This is a genomic window from Binatus soli (SeqCode) (genome assembly GCF_050015535.1).
Classification (GTDB): domain Bacteria; phylum Desulfobacterota; class Binatia; order Binatales; family Binataceae; genus Binatus; species Binatus soli.
This window is the reverse complement of sequence record NZ_JBEKBF010000023.1, coordinates 16,055-34,849: the sequence shown is the minus strand read 5'-3', so window position 1 is coordinate 34,849 and position 18,795 is coordinate 16,055. Positions and strand designations below refer to the sequence as shown.

The window sequence follows — 18,795 nt, the reverse complement described above, 5'->3', positions numbered from 1 at the left end:
GAATTCCCCATCAATGTCGCTTAGCGAAAATTGAACCAACCGCGGCAAAAGGCCGAGCAGGAGCAAAGAAAGATGGAACGGAGAGTGGTACTTCTAGGGTGCGTAATCGCACTGGCGATTGTTGGCTGCTCGACAAATTCCCCGGCGCCAATCCAGACGGTGGCAGACCTGATTCCGACCAAGAATAATTTAACCGCGCGATGCCATGCACCCACTCCTGATCAAGCCGCGTGCCTGACCTTGAAAGTCTTCGATGCGCCGACCAAGAGTGATTTGGCCGCGCGATGCAACGCATCTACTCGTAATCCTCTCGCGTGCGCGACCGAGGATGCCGTCGAGGCTGCGTGTGGCGACGTTGCGAGCGGTAACCCGGTGGACGCAACAATCGTACCACTCGTCGCGGGGGCAATGTACGGGCCGGCAGGCAGCGAGGGCGGTAAAATCGGTACGGCCCTCCTCAATGACGGTGTCAAGATCTGGTGCACGAACAACGGCTACTCCATACCGGCAAGCGCCGTGCCGACGGCAACCGCCTCTCCGGCCGCATAAGTTCTAAGGAGGGCCGGAACCGGGTAAAGATGAGACTACTCGTCCCCTGTGTGTGGCGAATTACTGATTTCCCTGATCCGTCCTGTAAATTCCCTGATCCGCGGAAAAAATTCCCTGTTCCTCCAAAATAATTCCCTGTTCGGTTGAGTAGGGAATTTCCTCAAAAACCCGAGAGAAGACAAGACTTATTTGGTCTCAATTCGACCCCAAGGCGGCCGAAATCGCGAAAATTCCCTGTATTTTCCCTGATGATCAGGGAATTTGACGCAGAGAGCAGTTCGCATAAGACTGCGTCATCCGCCACACAGTATGTATTGTTTCACTACAGAGCGGAGATAGCGGCAAATTCGCGCGTGGGCGGGCTGATTCGCACCGCCCGAGGCGCTGTAGTAAAAGCCCAGCAGCCACCCGCTGACATCCGGCTCGATCTCGGCTTCGGCGCGACCCGGCTGCTGAAAGTACTCAATGTAGAATTCCTCCTTGCCACCCATCACGCGGAATGCTTCGCTTGGCCGGCGCGCTCCTCGGGGTGAATAAGGGACGCTCAGGAGCACCAGCGCGCGGAACACGTCGGGACGCAACAGTGCGGAGTTTGCCGCGATCGGCGCGCCCCAGTCGTGGCCGACAATAGTCGCGATCTTCTCACCAAGCGCCTCGACCACGCCCAAGTTATCGGCGACATGCTTCGTCATTCGGTACTCGTCAATCCCCGCTGGCGCCGACGAGCGACCGTAACCGCGCACATCGATCGCCGCCGCGCGGTAGCCCGCATCAGCGAGCGCATGAAGCTGATGCCGCCACGAGTACCACGATTCGGGAAAGCCGTGGACCATCAGAACGAGCGGACCCTTGCCCGCCTCGACGAGGTGGATGCGAATACCGTTGGCCATTACCACGCGGTGCTTGAGTTCAGCCATCTGTGCAGACTCCTGAGCGAAGTGGCCGAACTCTATCTCAGGTCAGCGCGAATTTGTATGCCGCCTTCCCGTGCCTTAAAACTAAAAGCCTTAAAAACGGCCTGAATTCCATTTTTCTCGGACCTTTCGGAGTTGTCAGGCGGCACACACCATCAGAGGGCTGACACCTCGAACTCGTCAGCAACGCCGCGAGCCGTTTGGGTGACCCATTCTAGCGGCGCTGCAACTGCGCCATTCGGGCGAACAGGTCCATGATGTTGCGCGGTGAGTGATCGTCGTTTATCTCGCGAAAAATCGTATCCACCGTTACGGCCAGCCGCTCCGCATCTTCCCAGGCACCGAATGAGCCCAGAGCGATATTCTGTGCGGCCTCCCATGAATTCATTCCCGCGGCGTGACGTTTGCGCGCTTCCTGGTCGACGTAGACCAGATAATCCTGCATCCGCTTGACGCCGGCCCGGTCTGTGATCGGGCCATGGCCGGGAACAACCACGTCAACATCCAGCCCCAAAATTCGATCGCAGGCTTTGATCCAGTTGCTCACGGGACCCGCCCATGCGATCGGAGTCCCATCTATGAACAGAATATCTCCCGTGTAGACGACCCGATTCGCAGGCACAAAGGCGATCACGTCGCCCGCTGTGTGCGCCGGCCCCACCTGGACGAGTTTTACCTGCTTGTCGCCGACTCTGAGCGTTTCCTCTCCGGCAAAGGTCCGGTCGGGCAGCCTGAGTGTCACCCCGGCGAAATCGAACGCTCCGAAGATCCTCTTGAAAAAAGCGCCGACCTCTCCCATCGCGGCCGCGTTTCTCATCAGTTCGGCGAGCATCTGCGGATTACCTTCTTCGCGCATCTCGTGCGCCGCCGCTTCCGACGCGATAATCACCGCATTTTTCGCAAGCCGATTGCCAAAGGTGTGATCGCCGTTCGAATGTGTGTTCACCACCAGGCCAATGCGGTCGGCTCCAAAGCCGGTCGCGTCATGCATCACGCCAAGCATCTCGGCGGTCAGCCGTTCGTCGAAAAGCGTATCGACCAGCAGCGATTCATCTCCGTCGGTAATCAGGCCGGCGTTGCTGTAGCCCCAGGTTCCTGACGGCTGCAGGTATGCATAAGCGCCACGTCCAAGGTCATGCAGACCTTTGGTGAATTGCCATTTGCTCACGAACGTTCTCCTGATGGGCCGCGCACCGCCGCCCAGAACTTGTGGACCAGCGCACGCACGCGCAAGGCGAGGAGAATATCGATGGCTTCGCTCATGGGATTCTTTTTCTCAGCCATGTTTTACAATTCGGTTGCGAAGGACGCCGATCTTTTCGATTTCCAGCTCGACCGTATCACCCGGCGCCAACAGACGCCCATGCTCGAGCCCGCAGCCGCCGCCAACCGTCCCGGAACATAGCACCTCGCCGGGATAAAGCGTTTCGCTCTGGCTGACGTGCGCAATGCAGTCCTCGAAACGATGGTGCATGGTTGACGACGAGCCGCGAGATAGTTGCTCGCCGTTGATGCGGGCGGTCATCGTCAGGTTGTAGGGGTCGATCTCATCGGCGGTCACGATGCATGGACCCAGGATGTTCCCGGTGTCAAAGTCCTTGCCTTTCGCCGGGCCCAGCGAACCCGTCATTTCCCGCATCTGGTAGTCGCGTGCGCTCACGTCGTTGAAAATCGTGTAACCGAAGATGTGCTCGCGTGCGCGCTCGCGCGAGATGTCAACGCCGCGCTTGCCGATCACTGCGGCCAATTCCAATTCGTAGTCGAGCATATGGGCGTAGCGGGGCCAGATTACATCTTCGTCCGGCCCGACCACCGACATCCGATTGCATTTGTAATAGATGGGAAATTCGTACCAAACGGGAGGAATCGTGAAACGGCCAGAGGCTTCCAGCTGGGCGCGCGCCTTGGCCGGATCTGATGCTCCTGCTGTGGCCACCTCGATCGCCCTGGCGAAGCTGTTTTTCAGGTGCTCCTCAAAGCACAAAAAATCCCGCATCTGAACCGGCCGCGGCAGTGGCGCTTTCAGGCGAACATCGCCAAATGCCAGCACTCCATCGCCGCGGGAACGCGCGTGCTCGAGCGCAGCACGCGCAACATCGAGTGCCGGCAGACCACCCTCGATTACCGCCTGCATCGAGGACAACTGCGGCGCAATCTTCCCGGTTCTCATCCGATGCGCCTCAGCCAGGTCACCTGCTCGCGAGTCGCCATCGAACAAGGCGCCAAGCCTTTCTTCTCCGTTTTTATTTGCAAACGTCACCAAGCGCATGATTCCGCCTCGCTTCAGACTTTTCACCGTTGCGGGGGCATATTATGTGGTTCTGAAGAAATTGAAAAATGGATTTCTCTGATCATCAAAATCCAAAGTTGCCGATCGCGTCGCGCAATGCCTTTGTCCAGCCGAGCCAGCGTTGGTCGGGGCCGCTAATGCCGTCCCACAACATGCTGTTGCATACATAGGCCACGGCGATGCCGGATTCCGGATGCGCGAACGCCATACGGCCGCCCGCGCCTGCATGCCCGAAAGATCCTGCACCCAGCATCGGCTCGATCGCGCGCGGCAGCTCGAAACCCAGGCCAAATCTCTGCGGCCCCGGCCCGACCAGCGGCATCAGCGAAGCGGGGGCGCCAAGCCTCTCGTTCTGCGATTCGCGTGCGCGCTCCATCGTCTCGCGCGTCAATAGGCGGACGCCGTCGATCTCGCCGATGCAGGCGGCGTACATCTTTGCAAGCGCGCGCGCATTCGCGATGCCATTGCCGAATGGCAACTCGGCGGCGTGAGCTTCGCGTGTGTTGATAATGCCCAAGCCTTCTATGCCGGTTGTGATCATGTTGAACACCGCACGCACCGGGCGGGAGTTCATATCCAGTCCCAGGCTGGTGAACAGGGCCCTGCACTGCTCCTCGGTTAGCTGCGTCGCGGGAACGATGTGTGGCGCGACGCGATACTCCTGCTCGGACGGGAGCCCGATCCACAGGTCAATTTTGAGCGGCGCAGCGATTTCCGAATCGACAAACTCGCCGATGGTTTTCCCGGAGACGCGCCGGACGAGCTCGCCAGCGAGATAGCCAAAAGTCAAAGCGTGATAGAAGTACGCCGAGCCCGGTTTCCACCATGGCTCCATGTTCGCGAGCGCTGCGGTGCAGCGGTTCCAGTCGAATAGATTGCGGCCGTATATTCCGGTTTCCTCGTCGAAGCCCATAAGGCCCGCTCGATGTGCAAGGATGTCGCGAACCGTGATTGCCGTTTTTTCTTTAGCGGCGAATTCTGGCCAATAGCTTGCAACGGGCGTGTCATAGTGGATCAGTCCGCGCTGGGCGAGCATGTGCACGCACACGGCGGTGACCGCCTTAGTGCACGACATCAATATCGTGATTGTGTCCGCGGTAAACGGACGGCCATTCAGCTTATCCATTCCCGTCCATAGATCGACCACTCTCCTGCCGTGCCGATACACGCATAGCTGCGCGCCGCCTTCGTCTTGGGCCTGTCCTTCCGCGAATGCGTCGCGCACCGCCTCGAACCCTTGTCCCACCGTTCCTTCAGCACGCATATTCGACACCTCGAATAGATTCGTCGCCGCTAACCTACCGATAGAATACTTAAGTGGGTACGACCAAGGGAGCAGGCCAATTTTCGACAGGGCATGCGGATCGGTCGAGACTGGCATTCCTGGTGGATCCCCGCGAGCTGCTCAAGCTCGGCATTGACGTCAGCCGAGCCACGGTCCCCAAGTACATGTTGAACCGTGGGAGGCTCGATCTAGGTTGCAGCATCTGACGAGGCCAAAGTCCATCAGATATTTCGTCCGACCGGCATATGTGATGGATCGCAGCCCCCCACGTTGTCTAAGCTGCGGGGGAGTTGTAGTTGCTCGGCGGAGACCGGATACTTACGGCACCCGCTATCAAACAGGAGGCGAAATTGGACCTGAACAGGATAATCACAGAGTTGAAAATGGAAAGAGACAGGATGGGCCGGGCTATTGACGTCCTTCTCGAGGATGCGAAGGTGGCGGTCAGCGGTATTGTTCGAAGGGCGGGTGCGCCCAAACGGCGGCGTGGCGGTATCACTGCAGCGGGGAGACGTCGTTTATCACAGGCGATGAAAAGACGCTGGGCAGAGCGTCGTATAGGGAAGACCACCGGTAAGGCCTCTGCGCCCAAGCGAGGTGGCGGGCTCACTGCTGCGGGCCGGAAGAAGCTCTCTGAAGCGATGAAGAAGCGCTGGGCAGAAAAAAAGAAGAACGCTTCCTAAGCTCGCTCGTGTCCGCCGCGCTTTTCGGGCAGGACGACAAATTCCTGCCCTGTAGCTCCCGCCAAACGCGTGCTCTGCATGGCGTCCGCCTGTGGTTCCTCAAAACCCAATCCGCGATGAGTCCCACGGGCAAATGCCGGTGACGCTGTCTTGCGCCCACTCTCGCGCCGAGGGGAGAATTTTGAAATCATGCGCGGCATATGGCGGACTCACAGCGGCGAATTCTGACCACCCACGCGGGCAGTCTCCCGCGCCCCAACGAACTCTCCGAACTGCTCGGGCGCAAGAGCCGCCAGGAGCCGACCGACGAACGCGCCCTGGATGAGCTCGTCTTCCGCTCGACCGCATCGGTCGTCGCGCGCCAGCTCGAAGCCGGCATCGACATCGGCAATGACGGCGAACAGGGGCGCGAAAGCTTTTTCACCTACGTACAGCACCGGATGACCGGCTTCTCCGGGCGCAGCCAACGCCCGGTGATGAGCGATCTCGTGCACTATCCGACCTTCCTCGCGCTCAAGGCGCCCGAGTTCGCGCGCGTTCAGGTCGACCTGATGCACGCGCCGATGGCCACCGGCGAGGTGCGTTACGTGGCGCGCGGGGCGATCGAAAAGCAGTGCGACGACTTCCGCCATGCGCTCGCTGCGCAGGAGCGGCAATTCACCGCCGCGTTCATGACCGCGCCTTCGCCCGGAATCGTCGCGGCCGCGATGCTCAATTCACATTACGAATCAATGCGCGACTATGTGATGGCGCTCTCTGGCGCTCTGCGCGTCGAGTACCAGACCATAATCGCGCACGGCCTGGTCCTTCAGCTCGATTGCCCGGACCTCGCGATGGAGCGGCACACGAGCTTCGCCGGCAAGCCCCTGCGCGATTTTCTTGCCTTTGTCGCACTGGTTGTCGAGGCGATCAACCGCGCGATCGAGGGCCTGCCGCGCGACAGCGTCCGGATGCACGTCTGCTGGGGAAATTACGAAGGGCCGCACAATGACGACGTCCCGCTCGAGGCGATTATCGAGCACCTCTACCAGGCCAAAGTCGGCGCGCTGATGCTCTCGATGGCGAATCCGAGACACGCCCACGAGTACCGCTGCTTCACGCAGCATCCGCTCCCGCGCCATCTCAGACTGATCGTCGGCGCGATCGATACTACCTCGAACTACGTCGAGCATCCCGAGGTCGTCGCGGAGCGAATCGAGCGCGTCGCGCTGGCGATCGGCGATCCCAACCGGGTGATGGCGGGCACCGATTGCGGTTTCGCGACCTCGGCCGGGCTCGGCGAGGTTGCCGATGAAGTCGTGTGGCTCAAGCTCAGGGCGCTGAGCGACGGCGCCGCCATCGCGAGCAAGCGCCTGTTCGGCTGACGAACCTTCCGTCGTTGGATTCAAGGATGCGGGCCCGCGGGCCTGGATCGTAGAGGGATGGCGACCGTCCCGCGCAAGGTTTCATCATGCCAGTGCGGCGGCGGCAAGAGAGTTGAGGACCTCCGCCGGATAGGCCTGCACCCGGCAGCTGTCGCTGTACAGCAGATCCATGGCGAAGAAGTGGATCTTCGGCTCCACTCCGCCGATCACCGGCCGCGCCTCGCCGAAGTCGACCTGGGCATGCCCGGGATCGAGTCGCAACGGCACGAACATCTCGCGCTGCCGCTGCCGCCGTTCGTGCACGTAGTCCTTTACGATCATGATCCCGCCATCATATCCATGCTCATCCCGCAGCCGCTCGAAGATCCTTTTCGCCTGCCAGCCGCTTCTTGCCCGCCTCCAGGAAGTCCTTCGACCAGCGATAATAGAGGTTCTGGTTGATGCCCTCCTTGCGGCACATGGCCTTACCCCTTTATGTATTCCATAAGAATTATCCAAAACCACCACGCCCCGGCCGAGCGGTGCAGAGACCGGAGAGTTTTGAACCGTCACGTGCACGCGATAAAAACCCGGGATTCCAATAAGGGAGGAAGGTGCGATGAGCGGAAGTCTCAGCGGCGCGAAGCCGAGCGGCGCGAGGAAAGTGTCGAGACGCGCATTCCTGGGCGGCGTTGCCGCCGGCGCAGGGGGCGCATGGGCGCTCTCCCACGGCCTTGAACAGCTCGGCGACGATCCGGCGAAGCCGCCGCAACTGTACGAATACTTCCTCGACAATTTCTGGTTCGAGGCGGCCGACCTCGAACACCAGCAGATAAACGCTCCCCTCAAGGGCAGCCACAAGGCCGACATCGTCATTGTCGGCGGCGGCTTCACCGGGCTTTCCTCCGCTTTCCATCTGAGCCGCAGATTTCCCAACAAGCACATCGTCCTGCTCGAAGGCGCCTGCTGCGGATACGGCGCCAGCGGCCGCAACGGGGGCTTCTGCGACGCGGGCTTCTCGGGACTGATGGAGTGGGTGAACAAGGTGGGCCCGGAGCTCGGCCGCAAGGCCTTCGACGCGAGCCTCTACGGCATCGGACATATCAAGCGGATGGTGGCGGAACACGGCGTGGCCTGCGACTTCGAGGAAAATGGCGTGCTCGAAGCCGCCATCGACGAGGAGCAAGCCGCCCAGCTCGAGCGCCGGCTTCAGACCTACAAGTCGATGGGGCTCGACGCCGCGCTGCTGCATGGCAAGGAACTCGAGGCCGAAATCAGATCGCCGCGTTACATCGCCGCCCTCAAGTTCCCCTACGGCGGCATTCTCAACCCGGCGAAGCTGGCGCGCGGCATCAAGCCATTGGTCGAGCGCGCTGGCGTCGAGGTTCGCGAGCGGACCCTGGTGATGCGTGTGACTCCGGGTAAGGTGCACCGCGTGGAAACTGAAATGGGCGACATAAGCGCACCGGTGCTGGTGCTCGCCCTCAACGGATACTCCCCGAGGCTCGGTTTCTTCCGCGATCGCGTGTTGCCGCTTTGCAGCTATGTGATCGCCACCGAGCCGTTGACCAAGGCGCAGTGGGAATCGATAGGCTGGAAGGGCCGCCAGGGCCTCTCCGACCTGCGGGTGCTCTTCGACTACCAGCGTCCGACCGCGGACGGGCGCATCGTGATCGGCGGTTCGGACGCGCCCTACTTCGCCGGCGACGCGCCGAGTTCCGGCAACTACAGGCCGGCCCTCGAATTACTCACCCGCAGCCTGTTCAGGACGTTTCCGCAACTGGAAGGACTGCGAATCGATCATGCATGGGGCGGCACGATGGGCTTCACGATGGATTTCACGCCGTCGGTAGGGGTGATGGGAGATCACAAGAACATCTTCTATGGAGTCGCCTACAACGGCGAAGGCGTCGCATTCACGCAAACCGCGGGACGTATCATCTCCGAACTGATTGCGGGCGAGCAAAGCGAATTCACCGAATTGTTCGTGGTGAATCACAAGATGCCCTATCTCGGCCCCGCCAGTCTTCGCATCGTGTTCGAAAGGCTCTACAGATGGTACCTGATGCGCAACGCCGGCAGAACCGTGCGCTGAGCTTTCAAGAGTCGCCGTTGCGCCCGCATCTGCGCGGCCGCTCGCTCATTCGGCGTCGTTACCGAAAATTAGATCCGAACATATTGATGATGCAGCCCTTCGAGGAGCGGCACCCGCCGCATCAATTCGATAGCGATTCTCGCAGCCGCTCGAATTCCGGTTCAGATGAAATTTTTAGTAACGACAGCCAATTTAAAGCGGTCCCTCCCGTCTTCCTTTTCTCTCTAGCTGGTGCGCGAATGCAGGTAGGCCACGCAGCCGTTTAAGCTGGTCATTCGCGGATAGTCCGCTTCCGGAATATCGACTCCGGTCGTTTCGTGAATAACGATCGCGAGGTTCAGGATGTCCATCGAGTCGAGGTCGATTTGCTCGCGCAGATCGACGGCCGGATCGATTTCGCTCAACTCGACCTCGGGCGCGATCCTATGTAGCTCGCGCAGAAAGAGCGCCTTTATCTCGTCGTCGGTCACAGGTTCTCCGGCTCCTGTAATAGACGCTCGATGGCGGTGAGGAACAATGCGCCTCGATGACCGTCGCTCGCGCGATGGTCGCCCGACAGGCTCGCCATCATAACCGGTCTCGCGCCGACCATTGCGCCGCTGGCCCACGGGCGCTCGACGATCTTGCCGAAACCGACCAGCGCAACCTGCGGCGGATAGATGACTCCGAAGACGCTTTCGACACCCTCGTCGCCGAGACTGGTGATGGTGATTGTCGCATCGGCGATTTCGGAACTGCGAAGCACTCCCGCGCGCACGCGCTTAACCAGATCGCGCAGACTCGCCATGATCTCGCTGAGGCTCTTCCTGTCAACATCGTGAATCGCCGGCGCGATAAGGCCGCCTTGCCGGATCGATATCACGACGCCGACGTGAACCGCCTCGCTTGGTTCGAACGCGCCATCGATCCAGAAGCCGTTCATCTCGGGTATCTCATGAGCGGCGAGCGCGACGGCCTTCAGCAGCAGCACGGAATAGAGCAGCCTCTCCGTCACCGGACGCTTGAAATTCTCCGCCTGCAGCCACCCCATCGCTTTGCTCATGTCGATGTGAGTGCCGAGGTAGTAATGAGGTATCTCGCGCTTCGAGCGCGCCATCAACGCCGCGATCACTTTGCGCATCGCCGCGTGATGATCGATCGGCGCGACCGCGGCCTTCGGCCGCGCCGCTGGTGCTGGTCCTTCAATGGGCGCGGCAACCCGAGGTGCAGGAGCTGGTGTCGGCGGAGCCCCAGCGGCGCGCTCGACATCGGCCTTGGTGATCGCACCTTCGGGACCGGTCCCCTTGACAGTCGCGAGATCGACCTTGAGTTCCATCGCGACTCGCATCGCGAGCGGCGAGATACGCGCGCGATGGGGCGCAGCAGGCTTCAGCATCGGCTTCGCCATGACACGCGCAACAGCAGGCGGAGTCGGTGGAGCGGGCGCGAGAACCACCGGCGCGTGCTCAGCGGGTTTCGGTTTGGCCTCGTGAGCGGCAGCGACAGCCTCGCCATCTACGGCAAGCACAGCCAGCAGCGTACCGACGGGGACCTTTTCTCCCTCGGGCACGACGATCTTTTGGATGACGCCGGTCTGGAAAATTTCCACCTCGATAGTGGCCTTCTCGGTATCCACCACGGCAACTATATCGCCGCGCTTGACCGCGTCGCCCGGCTTCACCAGCCATTGCAGGACAGTCCCGGCTTCCATATCGGCGCCAAGCGAAGGCATCAGGAAATCAGCCATGACCGCCCATCATCCGCGTCACGGTTGCGACGATCGTGGACGCTTGCGGCAGCGCCGCCTCCTCAAGATGCCGGGCATAGGGCATCGGAACTTCGGCGCTGCAGATGCGCTCCACCGGCAGGTCGAGCTCGTAGAACGCCCCTTCCATGATGCGCGCGCTGATCTCTGCCGAGATGCTACCGCTGCGCCATCCTTCGTCGATAACCACCGCGCGATGCGTGCGCATGACCGAATCGAGGATCGACTCGGTGTCGAGCGGCCGCAGCGTGCGAAGATCCACGACCTCCGCATCGACCCCAGATGCCGCAAGTTGCTCGGCAGCTTGAATCGTCTTGCCCAGCGTGCCGCCGTATGTGATCAGACTCACGTCCGTCCCCGCGCGCCGTACTGCGGCCTTTGAGATCTCGACCGCGCCCGCATCGACGGCCATCTCGCCCTCCATGTTGTACAGCGTGCCGTGCTCGAAGATGAGCACCGGGTCGGGATCCTCGAGCGCCGTCCATAGCATCCCGCGCGCGTCTTCCAGGGTGGCCGGCGCGAGCACCTTGATGCCGGGAATATGCGCGTACCATCCTTCGAGGCTATGCGAATGCTGCGCCGCGAGTTGCCGGCCGGCGCCCGTGGTCATCCTGATCACAAGCGGAATGTTGATCTGGCCGCCCGACATATGGAGGATCGTCGCCGCGTTGTTCACTATTTGGTCGAGCGCTAGCAGGCTGAAGTTGACCGTCATGATTTCGACGATGGGCCGCATGCCGTTCATCGCCGCGCCGATTCCCGCGCCGACAAACGCGGATTCGGAAAGCGGGGTGTCACGGATGCGATCGGGGCCGAATTCCTCCAGCAATCCTTTGCTAACTGCGTAGCATCCGCCGTAAGCGCCGACATCTTCGCCCATCAGGAAGACGCGCTGATCGCGGATAAGCGCGTCGCGGATCGCCTGGCGCATCGCCTCGCGATAAGTGATCTTCACTTTCTGCGCGTCCGGGCTCACGTCGGCTTCTCTCCCGAGTACGCGAAACGCGTAAGGTCTTCGATCGGCTCCCAGGTGCCGGACTCGGCGAATGCGATCGCTTTTTCGATCTCTGATGCGACCTCATCTTCGATGCGCTTCATGTTCGCGTCATCCAAAACGCCTTGTGTTGTCAGACGATTCTGAAAGGTCGCGATCGGGTCGCGTTTCTTCCATTCCTCGACTTCGCGCTTGTCGCGATAAAGCTGCGGATCGTACATCGAGTGCGCGCGGAAGCGATAAGTCCGGAATTCGAGAAAGCACGGCCCCTCGCCGGAACGCACGGCGAGCGCCGCTCGCTGCGCGGCTTCCTCGCACGCGACGACGTCCATCCCATCGACCGGCCACGAGGCAATTTCGTATGCCGCCGCTTTCAGGCTCAGATCGGTTTGCGACTGCGCGCGCTTGAGCGCCGTGCCCATCGCGTAGAGATTGTTCTCGCAACACAGCAGGACCGGGAGCTTCCACAGCGCCGCGAGGTTCATGCATTCGTGAAACTCGCCCTCGGCCACAGCGCCGTCACCGAAGAAGCATGCGGTCACGCGCTGGCGATGTTGCAGCTTGTCGGCCAGCGCGAAACCGATCGCCAGCGGCAGCCCGCCACCGACGATTGCGTTGCCACCGTAGAATCGCGTCGCCGCGTCGAACAGATGCATCGAGCCGCCACGCCCGCGGCTGCATCCTTCCTGCTTGCCGTACATCTCGGCCATGATCGAGTCGGCCGAAACGCCGCGCAGCAGCGCATGTCCATGCTCGCGATAGGTCGCGACGACAGCGTCTTCCGGCCTCAGCGCGCGCATCGCGCCGACCGCGACGGCTTCCTCGCCGATATATAGATGGAGAAATCCGCGGATTTTGGACGCGCTGTACAGCTCGGCGGCTTTTTCTTCGAAGCGGCGGATGCGGACCATGTCGCGCAGCAAGGCGATCGCGTGCCCGGCGTCAAGGTTTGGTGTCGCGATGGTTGGTTGCAACGCCACGATCTACGAACTCTCCAGCGTCGAGATGTCGCCCTCGGGAAGGCCGAGTTCGCGCGCCTTGAGCAGTCTGCGCATGATTTTTCCGCTGCGGGTCTTCGGCACGTTGGCGATGAAGTCGATTTCCTTGGGCGCGACCACCGCGCCCAACCGCTTGCGCGCGAAGCCGAGTAGCTCGCTGCGAAGCTCGTCGCTCGCTACGAACGCCGGCTTGAGCGAGACGAATGCCTTCACGATTTCACCGGCAATCGGGTCCGGTTTGCCGATGACGCCCGCCTCCGCTACCGCAGGATGCTCCATCAGCGTGCTCTCGACTTCGAACGGCCCGATCAGATGACCCGACGACTTGATGACATCGTCGGCGCGTCCAACGAACCAGAAGTAGCCGTCGCCGTCGCGCCGCACGAGGTCGGCTGTGAGATACCATCCGCCCGCAAAGCATTTGCGATAACGCTCTTCTTCATTGAGGTAACCGCGAAACATCGACGGCCAACCGGGCCGCAACACGAGTTCGCCTTCGACGCCGGCTTCGCGAATCTCTTCGATGGCGCCGTCCTTAAGGCGGCGCACTACGCCTGCTTCGATGCCGGGAAGCGGGCGCCCCATCGAGCCCGGGCGAATATCCATCGCGGCGAAGTTTGAAATCATAATGCCGCCGGTCTCCGTTTGCCACCAATTGTCGTGAATCGGAAGGCCGAACGCTTTCTGCCCCCATATCACCGCTTCGGGATTGAGCGGCTCGCCGACGCTCGCGATGAAGCGCAGATGGCGAAGATCGTATTTGCTGATCACCTCGGTCCCGATCTTCATCATCATGCGAACCGCGGTCGGCGCGGTGTACCAGTTGGTGACCTTCTGCTTCTGGATCAACGCGTACCATCGTTCCGCGTCGAACTCCGCCTCATCGATGATGCTGGTGATGCCATTGGTGAGCGGCGCGATGATTCCGTATGACGTACCCGTGATCCATCCGGGGTCCGCCGTGCACCAAAAAATATCGTCGGGATGAAAGTCGAGCGCGAAGCGGCCGGTCATATGATGCGCCACGACAGCCTGATGGACGTGCATCGCGCCCTTGGGCTTGCCGGTGGTTCCGCTGGTGAAATGAAGCAGCGCGAGATCCTCGGGATCGGTCTGCGCGATCTCGAAATCGTCGCTCGCGTCGTTCATCAACTGATGGAAATCTTCGGTGCGTGGTATCGCGCGAATTTCTTCGGGGCGGCCAATCAGCAGCACGTGCTTGAGCCCCGGTATCGAGGCGCGCATGTCGGCGACTTTGCGTTTGTACAGCAGGACCGTGGTCACCAGCACACGGCCATCGCCGATGCCGATCCGTTGACGAATCGGTTCCGGGCCGAAGGCGGAGAAGAGCGGGCAGAAGACGTTGCCTTTTTTCAGCGTCCCGAGCGCGCTGATATAAAGTTCGGGAATACGCCCGGCGAGGATAAACACCCGCTCGCCCTTGCTCAGACCGAGACGCCGCAGCACGTTCGCAAAACGGTTGGTGAGCAGCCGCAGGTCGGCATACGAGAAATCGCGCGTCTCGCCGCCCTTGCCGATCCATCGCAGCGCCAGGTGATTGCGGATCGCACCGGCCGCGTGACGATCGATCGCCTCGTGCGCGATGTTCAACCCGCGCCCGCCGGGCAGGCCGTCGAGTTCGCCCCGGGCCGCGTCCCACGAAAATCCGGCGCAGATTTTCTCGTAATCGAGCAGATTCGGGGCGACCGCCCATCCGCGCTTCGGCTTTTCGATGGTCTCGGAGATCATTAAAGATTGACTCTCCTGGGGGATCTGATGGAGGACCGATATGCCAATCGACCTGAGATTCGATTCAAACGAGGTCCCTCTGCTCACCGATCTTTGCGAGCTTACCATGGCGGCACGCTATTTTGCTCTGCTGCTCAATGGCCGGGATCTCAGCAAGAAGGGCAATCGCAAGCGGCAGGTCGACTACGTGGCGAGGTGTTCGGGGATGAATTGAACCTGAACGGTCGTGCCGCCGTTCCCATGATGGCATGCTACTAACTTCTCTGATAATAAAGAATGAAGCGTCGTTTTTTATAGTGTCACGATGAAAGACAGTCAAGCAAGCCGCACCGCCCAATCGATGGCCATGTTTCGAACGCTCGAATCCGGCCGCCCACCAAAGGAAAGGCTCTTCACCGATGAATTCGCCGCGATGTTCCTGAGTCCATCGATGCGCCTGGCAGCCAGATTGCGTTCACATACATACATCGCGGGCTGCTGGATGGCTCCGGCGCCTTCTCGGTGAGTCCCAACGTGATTCGACATTTGCAGCGCGCGGGAGAGCCATGGACGTTCGGCTTCTATCCCACAGAGCTTCCGTCGTACTTACACGCGCGCGGCCTTGAGCTGAAGCAGGATCTCGGAGCGACCGAGTACGGAGCTCTCTGCATGGGCGCAAGCAAAGACAAAATGAAGGGCTATGAATTCTACCATGTCGCAATCGCAGAGGTTCGGAAACAGGAGGAGACGAGTTGCCAAAGGTAAGTGAAGCTCATCGAGAAAATCGCCGGCGGCAGATTCTGGACGCGGCGATTGAGTGTTTCGCGCACGACGGTTTTCAGCGCACGACTATGGAAGACATCATCCGGGAGGCGGGCTTGAGCGCTGGTGCAATATACAGCTACTTTCAGAGCAAAGACCAAATCATCGAAACGCTCGCTGACGAGCGGCATGAACGAGAGAAGCGGATCATCGAAGCGGCGCTGAATCGAGACGAGTGGGCCGCGTCTCTTCGCGAGCTGTTCCGAAGCTTTTCCTCCGAATTGCTTACCGCATCCAGTGTTCGCAAGGAGCGCCGGCTCGGGATCCATCTGTGGGCCGAGGCTCTCTGCAACCCGAAGGTTCTCACGCTGATCCGACGCGGGATCAATCAGCCGCTAAAGCTGCTGTCGAATGCAATCGCAGAAGCTCAGGGCGGCGGACGGTTGCCAAGAACGCTGAATCCTGAGGCCGCGGCACGTGTTCTGATTGCCATGTTCTATGGGCTGATCCTTCAGCAGGCATGGGATGAACGAACCGACGTAGCCGAGTTCGCCAGAACGGCGCAAGCGATTCTGGCCGCATACTTTTCCTCGAAAGCAACCGCTCATACTCCGAAGATTCGGGAGCTCCGGCCACGCTGAGACGGTGGAGAAATGGCTATTCGTCGACGCGTATTGGGATTCGCTCTTTATCACCAATTCAGATCGGGACTGTAGACGCGCATTAGAACCGCCACTCCGGGCAGCATCGGCGGGAAAAGCATCGCCAGTAGCTGCCCGAACATGTGGCCAGACGGGCGAGGGCTGGCGGCTCGTCAAAACCGCCTACGATGATGGTGGTCTTTCGGGTGCTAGAGGCGAAATCGGGGAACTAAATTCCAATCCTGACCGGGCCGCCGAAGTCGAAACGGCCGGAGCCGCGCTGAGTCTTTCTGTTCGCCATTTGTCCGTCGCGCGACTCTCTGTTAAACCATTTCGACAATAGGCGCCTGATTCCGACGATGACCCTCAGTCACGAAGCCCGCGAGGGGCGGGTTTTCTGGCGGATGACGCCTGCCCCAAGGAGGGTCTATGATGGGCCGCTTTTTGGACCATGCGTAAAATACTTAGGCTGACCGTCCTTCTATTCTGTGTACTTATAAGACCAGTCCTGGCTCAGACTGGCCACCCGGCGCCAACCCCGCTGAGTGCTACCAAGGATGCTTGCACGCTGGCATCAAATGTTTGGACATGCAGCCCCATTGGATTCAGTATCGGAAGGCTTACCCTGACAGACACTCAGCAGATCACGATGGGATTGGGTGCCTTAGCCGGCCAATACTTCACAATTCGACTAACCCAGGATTCTACCGGGGGCCGCATCCCGACTTGGGGCAGTATGTTCCTGTTCCAGAACTTCAGCACTAACTCTGCGAATACCTTCGTTCCGCTCTCTTTTCCCAATTCGGCTGAAAACATTCTATTTCAGTATGACGATGTGCTATCGAAATGGATATATTTGTCTCGCTCCGGTATCCAGCAGATTGCTCCTACAATTCAGGGCGCCGGTACGAACATAGGCGATCACCCGGGTAATGCGAGTTCAGTGCAAGCCCTTTTTCTTCCAGCCAATACTGAGACAGGAGTCTTTGGTGATAATGGAGGTTTTTTTGGGCCAGAAGGCAACGGTGTTGTCAGCTATTATGAGATCCAATCGGGCGTCATCCAGTTCTGCAATTTCGATGCGATCACCACGCTTGCGACGTTTCGTTGTAACACGGTGGGGGACTGGCCCTCGGCCATCGCGCAGACCGCTCCCGCTCAAGTTCCAGCGGGAGGGTGTACTGAATTTCAGGTACAGATGATTGCTTGGAGTGATCCTGCATTGCGCGTGTTTACAGGCCATGTGTGCTACATAAATCCCGGCAACTCGGCAGCCGCCTACGCAACATGGAACAGTGTCTATAATGAGGAGATTCCTATCAACTAGTGAAACCACAAATATTGGCGGGAATCGTTCTAGTGCTCTTGATGCGTTTCACATCAGCACAGGCACAATTTATCGGTGGCTCATCGTTCACGGGAAAGGATTCTCTCGTTGCGACCTGGTCCGGCAATGGGAGTGCTGCGTCGATAGGATTTGCTGCGCTGGGAATGAATCCACCGGCGTTGCAAAACCTGGGCGGCGTGGTCCAGCTTATCCTCGGAAGCTCAACCGCTTGCGCTTGGGCCACGGCGGACTACCGTTGGACAATCATCTCGAATACAGAGGCCGAGGGAGACGGGCTATGTCAGGTGCTCTATTACCGCACCTTCCAGGCGGATGAACGCTTGCCATACAGGTTTCGTTGGTTTGTCACAGTACCCTATGACATCAGGACCTACGTGATCTCGAATGTGTCGGCCGTGGACGTGGCTTCCCACAACAGCGGGAACGGCACGACGCTGACGGCAAGCGGAGTCATGACGACTGAGGTGGGCGACTACTTTATGGCTTTTTATGCGAGCCTTGGGTCGGGAACTTGGACACAACCCTCCAACATGGGGGTCGCCGTTGAGAACGACTATGCGTATAGCGGTCCTGCGAACTTTCGGAACCTTGCGACGCAGGCTTGGGCATACCCAATAGGCGCGACAGGTACAGAAACCGCAGCTATGAGATCATCAGCGCAGTGGGTAGCCGACCTTGTAGCGTTCAAGCCGCTCTATCGAATACTTATCCCGGGCATCGCGCAACCGCTGGCAACTTTTGGTACTTGTGCTCCTTCTGTTGAAGGCGAAATGCAAACGGAATCAAACTCAACGGCAGCGTGTTCGCTAGGAGCTACAGCTACCAGTGGCGGAACCACGCATTGTGCTATTCGCTGTAACGGGACGAACTGGATACAAACGGGCTTATAAGGTCTTAAGCAGGTTGAAAAAAGGACTTTCACAGCGTGCTGTCATTATCGAAAATGCGATCTGGGTAACAGGTCGCATGAAATCGGGTAGGTTGGCGGCTGTGCTTAGTCAAAAGCTAAACCCTGACATATTGGTGATGCAGCCCACCGAGAATTGAGATGCTTGCGATGGCGCCGAGCTTCTGCGGCCACCGATAATTCGGCGCATTCTTTTCCAGTGATAGATGCGTCCGGACCTGATTGTAATAGGAAGCGTAATTCTTCAGACCGCGACGCAACTGTGCTTCGTCGGACACGATGAGGTGATCGAGAGATTCGCCGCGGATCGATCCGATTAGGCGCTCAACGTAGCCGTTCTGCCAAGGTGAGCGTGGCGCCGTCGGGTGATCGCGGATTCGCATTGCACGAATGCGGCGGGTGTAGGTTGGGCCGAAGGCCCCGTCGCGGTCGCGAATCAGGTGACGTGGCGCTTCGTCCCAGGGAAACGCGTCAGTCACCTGGTGCGAACGATCGCATCCAAATCAGAGATCGG

The 18,795-nt window shown here is 59.9% G+C and carries 17 protein-coding genes and 2 pseudogenes; 8 read left to right on the top strand and 11 right to left on the bottom strand.

The features are described from left to right. Window positions 1-72: 72 nt before the first annotated feature. Entirely contained in the window at window positions 73-549 is a 477-nt protein-coding gene (locus tag ABR989_RS15970) for a hypothetical protein (protein ID WP_428130308.1), read from the top strand. A 368-nt stretch (window positions 550-917) separates the two neighbouring features. Here the strand turns inward: ABR989_RS15970 and ABR989_RS15965 are convergent. The 4 genes and pseudogenes from ABR989_RS15965 to ABR989_RS15950 form a co-directional block, all read right to left on the bottom strand. Continuing rightward, window positions 918-1,466 (bottom strand): annotated as a pseudogene (locus ABR989_RS15965) (alpha/beta fold hydrolase); the annotation flags it as partial. A gap of 211 nt (window positions 1,467-1,677) precedes the next feature. Further along, window positions 1,678-2,631 carry an MBL fold metallo-hydrolase gene (locus tag ABR989_RS15960; RefSeq protein ID WP_428130307.1) on the bottom strand — a complete coding sequence of 318 codons (954 nt, stop codon included), beginning with the start codon at window positions 2,629-2,631 and terminating at the stop codon, window positions 1,678-1,680. Between the two features lie 108 nt (window positions 2,632-2,739). Continuing rightward, the gene (locus ABR989_RS15955; protein WP_428130306.1) at window positions 2,740-3,633 is read right to left on the bottom strand and encodes a fumarylacetoacetate hydrolase family protein; all 894 of its coding nucleotides are present in this window, start codon (window positions 3,631-3,633) and stop codon (window positions 2,740-2,742) included. 184 nt (window positions 3,634-3,817) lie between these two features. After that, window positions 3,818-5,017, bottom strand: coding sequence for a serine hydrolase domain-containing protein (locus ABR989_RS15950; RefSeq protein ID WP_428130305.1), 1,200 nt, complete (start codon window positions 5,015-5,017; stop codon window positions 3,818-3,820). A gap of 371 nt (window positions 5,018-5,388) precedes the next feature. Here ABR989_RS15950 and ABR989_RS15945 point away from each other — a divergent pair, with 371 nt between their 5' ends. Next, on the top strand, window positions 5,389-5,721 hold the full coding sequence (locus ABR989_RS15945) for a hypothetical protein (RefSeq protein ID WP_428130304.1): 333 nt from the start codon (window positions 5,389-5,391) through the stop codon (window positions 5,719-5,721). Between the two features lie 200 nt (window positions 5,722-5,921). Beyond that, window positions 5,922-7,085, top strand: coding sequence for a cobalamin-independent methionine synthase II family protein (locus ABR989_RS15940; RefSeq protein WP_428130303.1), 1,164 nt, complete (start codon window positions 5,922-5,924; stop codon window positions 7,083-7,085). Between the two features lie 120 nt (window positions 7,086-7,205). Here ABR989_RS15940 and ABR989_RS15935 read toward each other — a convergent pair. Then, window positions 7,206-7,460 (bottom strand): annotated as a pseudogene (locus ABR989_RS15935) (IS21 family transposase); the annotation flags it as partial. A gap of 223 nt (window positions 7,461-7,683) precedes the next feature. Here ABR989_RS15935 and ABR989_RS15930 point away from each other — a divergent pair. Further along, a complete protein-coding gene (locus tag ABR989_RS15930; RefSeq protein WP_428130302.1) occupies window positions 7,684-9,159 on the top strand; it encodes an NAD(P)/FAD-dependent oxidoreductase in 1,476 nt (491 codons plus the stop codon). Window positions 9,160-9,383: 224 nt separating this feature from the next. On the opposite strand, the gene ABR989_RS15925 is transcribed toward ABR989_RS15930, so the two are convergent. The 5 genes from ABR989_RS15925 to acsA form a co-directional block, all read right to left on the bottom strand. Further along, entirely contained in the window at window positions 9,384-9,629 is a 246-nt protein-coding gene (locus ABR989_RS15925) for an acyl carrier protein (protein WP_428130301.1), read from the bottom strand. Continuing rightward, complete coding sequence (locus tag ABR989_RS15920) at window positions 9,626-10,885, bottom strand: dihydrolipoamide acetyltransferase family protein (protein WP_428130300.1); 1,260 nt, start codon at window positions 10,883-10,885, stop codon at window positions 9,626-9,628. Before ABR989_RS15920 ends, ABR989_RS15925 begins: the two co-directional genes overlap by 4 nt. Further along, window positions 10,878-11,858, bottom strand: coding sequence for an alpha-ketoacid dehydrogenase subunit beta (locus tag ABR989_RS15915; protein WP_428130343.1), 981 nt, complete (start codon window positions 11,856-11,858; stop codon window positions 10,878-10,880). The genes ABR989_RS15920 and ABR989_RS15915 overlap by 8 nt, the downstream gene beginning before the upstream one ends. A 17-nt stretch (window positions 11,859-11,875) precedes the next feature. Continuing rightward, window positions 11,876-12,808 carry a pyruvate dehydrogenase (acetyl-transferring) E1 component subunit alpha gene (pdhA, locus tag ABR989_RS15910; protein ID WP_428130342.1) on the bottom strand — a complete coding sequence of 311 codons (933 nt, stop codon included), beginning with the start codon at window positions 12,806-12,808 and terminating at the stop codon, window positions 11,876-11,878. Window positions 12,809-12,880: 72 nt separating this feature from the next. Beyond that, window positions 12,881-14,644 (bottom strand): acetate--CoA ligase, encoded by a 1,764-nt coding sequence (gene acsA, locus ABR989_RS15905; RefSeq protein ID WP_428130299.1) that lies wholly within the window; start codon window positions 14,642-14,644, stop codon window positions 12,881-12,883. Window positions 14,645-14,684: 40 nt separating this feature from the next. Here acsA and ABR989_RS15900 point away from each other — a divergent pair, with 40 nt between their 5' ends. From ABR989_RS15900 to ABR989_RS15885, 4 genes are all read left to right on the top strand, one after another. Beyond that, window positions 14,685-14,858, top strand: coding sequence for a hypothetical protein (locus ABR989_RS15900; RefSeq protein WP_428130298.1), 174 nt, complete (start codon window positions 14,685-14,687; stop codon window positions 14,856-14,858). Between the two features lie 517 nt (window positions 14,859-15,375). Continuing rightward, on the top strand, window positions 15,376-16,026 hold the full coding sequence (locus ABR989_RS15895; protein ID WP_428130297.1) for a TetR/AcrR family transcriptional regulator: 651 nt from the start codon (window positions 15,376-15,378) through the stop codon (window positions 16,024-16,026). Between the two features lie 649 nt (window positions 16,027-16,675). Continuing rightward, window positions 16,676-17,353 (top strand): hypothetical protein, encoded by a 678-nt coding sequence (locus ABR989_RS15890; protein ID WP_428130296.1) that lies wholly within the window; start codon window positions 16,676-16,678, stop codon window positions 17,351-17,353. Beyond that, a complete protein-coding gene (locus ABR989_RS15885; RefSeq protein WP_428130295.1) occupies window positions 17,353-18,264 on the top strand; it encodes a hypothetical protein in 912 nt (303 codons plus the stop codon). Before ABR989_RS15890 ends, ABR989_RS15885 begins: the two co-directional genes overlap by 1 nt. Before the next feature lie 115 nt (window positions 18,265-18,379). Here ABR989_RS15885 and ABR989_RS15880 read toward each other — a convergent pair whose 3' ends face one another. Continuing rightward, window positions 18,380-18,760 (bottom strand): integrase core domain-containing protein, encoded by a 381-nt coding sequence (locus tag ABR989_RS15880; protein ID WP_428130294.1) that lies wholly within the window; start codon window positions 18,758-18,760, stop codon window positions 18,380-18,382. Between the last annotated feature and the right edge of the window lie 35 nt (window positions 18,761-18,795).

What these genes read in the sequence shown, in the direction of transcription:
- ABR989_RS15890 (WP_428130296.1), top strand. Translation starts at nt 16,676, where the DNA reads ATGGGATTGGGTGCCTTAGCCGGCCAATACTTCACAATTCGACTAACC.
- acsA (WP_428130299.1), bottom strand. Translation starts at nt 14,644, where the DNA reads ATGATCTCCGAGACCATCGAAAAGCCGAAGCGCGGATGGGCGGTCGCC.
- ABR989_RS15930 (WP_428130302.1), top strand. Translation starts at nt 7,684, where the DNA reads ATGAGCGGAAGTCTCAGCGGCGCGAAGCCGAGCGGCGCGAGGAAAGTG.
- ABR989_RS15920 (WP_428130300.1), bottom strand. Translation starts at nt 10,885, where the DNA reads ATGGCTGATTTCCTGATGCCTTCGCTTGGCGCCGATATGGAAGCCGGG.
- ABR989_RS15940 (WP_428130303.1), top strand. Translation starts at nt 5,922, where the DNA reads ATGGCGGACTCACAGCGGCGAATTCTGACCACCCACGCGGGCAGTCTC.
- ABR989_RS15950 (WP_428130305.1), bottom strand. Translation starts at nt 5,017, where the DNA reads ATGCGTGCTGAAGGAACGGTGGGACAAGGGTTCGAGGCGGTGCGCGAC.
- ABR989_RS15970 (WP_428130308.1), top strand. Translation starts at nt 73, where the DNA reads ATGGAACGGAGAGTGGTACTTCTAGGGTGCGTAATCGCACTGGCGATT.
- ABR989_RS15900 (WP_428130298.1), top strand. Translation starts at nt 14,685, where the DNA reads ATGCCAATCGACCTGAGATTCGATTCAAACGAGGTCCCTCTGCTCACC.
- pdhA (WP_428130342.1), bottom strand. Translation starts at nt 12,808, where the DNA reads ATGGTCCGCATCCGCCGCTTCGAAGAAAAAGCCGCCGAGCTGTACAGC.
- ABR989_RS15955 (WP_428130306.1), bottom strand. Translation starts at nt 3,633, where the DNA reads ATGAGAACCGGGAAGATTGCGCCGCAGTTGTCCTCGATGCAGGCGGTA.